Below are 2086 nucleotides of genomic sequence, written 5' to 3'. Positions count from 1 at the left end.
CGCACGTGCAGGCCCCGCCGCACGTCCAGGCCGCGCCGCACGTTCAGGCGCCGCCGCATGCCGCACCCGCAGGTCATCCTGCGGAGGAGAAGCGGCAGGAGCAACACTGAGGTAAGATCGCGCTCCGCCGGCTCGTTCCGGTGGAGCGCGCACTCTCCTTTGCCCGCGCGCGAGCGATCATCATTGGAGGTCGGTCATGGCACAGAGTCACGGTGGCGACGGACAGCTTGACGACGGCAAGCCGCGCCTGAGCGAGGACGATATGCAGCGGGCCCTGCTCGGTCCGAGGGGCGTGCCCGGCAAGGCGGACACCGCCAAGATGACGCCGCAGCAGGAAAAGAACATGCCGAAATATCTGGATCCCGGACACACCTCGTAGCGCCCGTGATCTGAGCACATGCTGCGTTGCCCGTTCGTGGGCGGTACGCCTGCGCACTTGCAAATCGCCTGCTTTTGCGCCCTCATGATTGCAGATGCACTCACGGTGTTGCGGAGCAGGTTGTGAAAAATCCGTACGAGGTCCTTGGCGTTGCCCCGACGGCGTCTGCGGCCGACATCCAGAAGGCCTATCGCAAGCTGGCAAAGAAGCTGCATCCGGATCTCAATCCGGGTGACAAGGCGGCCGAGGACAAGTTCAAGGAAGTCGCTGCCGCAAACGATCTGCTCAGCGATGCCGACAAACGCAAGCGCTTTGACGCCGGCGAGATCGACGCCAGCGGCGCCGAGCGGCCGCAGCATCGCTACTACCGGGATTTCGCTACCGCCGATGCGGGGCATCCTTATGCCGACAGCTCGGGCTATGCCGACTACATGGACCAGGACGACGCGTTCGCCGAGCTGCTGCGGCGCACCGAGCAGGCGCGCGCCAACCGTCGCGGCCGCGACCTGCATTACAGCCTCGTGATCGACTTCGCCGAATCGATCACCGGCGCGAGCAAGCGGCTGACGCTTCCCGACGGCGGCACGCTCGATGTGACGATCCCGGCGGGACTGATTGACGGACAGGTCATTCGTCTGCGCGGCAAGGGGATGCCCGGCAGCGGCAAGGGCGGTCCCGGCGATGCGCTGATCGAGGTGGACGTTCGCCCCGATCCGCGCTTCACCCGCGACGGCGACGACATCTCGCTGGAATTGCCGATCTCGCTGTCGGAGGCCGTGCTCGGCGGCAGGGTCAATGTTCCGACGCCGACCGGCGCCGTGACCATGACGGTGCCGAAAGGCTCCAACACCGGCACCACGATGCGCTTGCGCGGCAAGGGCGCGCCCAAGGTCGGCGGCGGCCATGGCGATGAACTCGTCAAGCTCAAGGTGGTCCTGCCCAAGGGACCCGATCCTGCGCTCGAGGCGTTTGTCTCGAACTGGGATCGCAAGGGATTCAATCCGCGCGAGGATGGTGCGTCATGAACAAGCAGCAATTCCTCATCGATGCGGGTCTGGAGGTGCAGACCCTGGAGTTCTGGATCGAGCAGCAATGGCTCGTGCCGGAAGAGACCGCTCACGAGGTCAGTTTCTCCGACACCGACCTGGCGCGCGCGCATCTGATCCGGGACCTGAAGGGCGACTTCGGCGTCAACGACGAGGGCATCGACGTCATCCTCCATCTGGTCGATCAGCTGCACGGCCTGCGCCGCGCGTTCGAGCAATTGCACAAGGATATCGCGTCACCGCCGCGCTAGAGCATGATCCGGAAAACTGTGAAGCGGTTTTCCGAAAAGATCATGCTCAAACAACAAGCTCGTCTGAGTCGAACTTCAGCCCCGGGAGACGATCATGACGGACAAGCCGACGCCGCTGGCCCATGGCGAGATCGACGTTCTCATCCTGCAGGCGCTGGTGCGCAAGCTGATCGCAAAGGGCGTGCTGACGCCGGATGACGTCCGCTCGATGCTGTTCGAGGCTGCGAAGAATCTCGATCTGGTCGGCAGCGAGCTGACGACGGAAGCCGCCAATATCATCGTGCAGGAAGATCTGGCGCCGGCATTCCTCGGCGGCTAGAGCATGATCCGGAAAAGTGGGAGCCGGTTTTCCCTCGCGACAAACGCGAAGCGTTTGCGCGGAGATCATGCTCAAACAAAGAGTCACTCAG

At 64.0% G+C, this 2086-nt stretch carries 4 protein-coding genes; all 4 read left to right on the top strand.

From position 1 onward, the window contains the following. Window positions 1–196: 196 nt before the first annotated feature. The 4 genes from AC628_RS41065 (at window position 197) to AC628_RS41050 (ending at window position 1995) form a co-directional block, all read left to right on the top strand. Window positions 197–379: a hypothetical protein gene (locus tag AC628_RS41065; RefSeq protein ID WP_074132502.1), complete on the top strand. Its 183-nt coding sequence runs from the start codon at window positions 197–199 to the stop codon at window positions 377–379. Window positions 380–501: 122 nt separating this feature from the next. Next, entirely contained in the window at window positions 502–1404 is a 903-nt protein-coding gene (locus AC628_RS41060) for a DnaJ C-terminal domain-containing protein (protein ID WP_074132501.1), read from the top strand. Further along, on the top strand, window positions 1401–1676 hold the full coding sequence (locus AC628_RS41055; RefSeq protein WP_074132500.1) for a chaperone modulator CbpM: 276 nt from the start codon (window positions 1401–1403) through the stop codon (window positions 1674–1676). Before AC628_RS41060 ends, AC628_RS41055 begins: the two co-directional genes overlap by 4 nt. 94 nt (window positions 1677–1770) lie before the next feature. Continuing rightward, window positions 1771–1995: a hypothetical protein gene (locus AC628_RS41050; RefSeq protein WP_016843345.1), complete on the top strand. Its 225-nt coding sequence runs from the start codon at window positions 1771–1773 to the stop codon at window positions 1993–1995. Window positions 1996–2086 lie beyond the last annotated feature (91 nt).

Source organism: Bradyrhizobium sp. NAS96.2 (assembly GCF_001908235.1).
Taxonomy (GTDB): domain Bacteria; phylum Pseudomonadota; class Alphaproteobacteria; order Rhizobiales; family Xanthobacteraceae; genus Bradyrhizobium.
Note: the sequence above shows the minus strand (reverse complement) of the source record. Positions and strands in the feature narration are given on the sequence as shown.

Coding starts and splice junctions, on each gene's coding strand:
- AC628_RS41065 (WP_074132502.1), top strand. CDS start 197: ATGGCACAGAGTCACGGTGGCGACGGACAGCTTGACGACGGCAAGCCG.
- AC628_RS41055 (WP_074132500.1), top strand. CDS start 1,401: ATGAACAAGCAGCAATTCCTCATCGATGCGGGTCTGGAGGTGCAGACC.
- AC628_RS41050 (WP_016843345.1), top strand. CDS start 1,771: ATGACGGACAAGCCGACGCCGCTGGCCCATGGCGAGATCGACGTTCTC.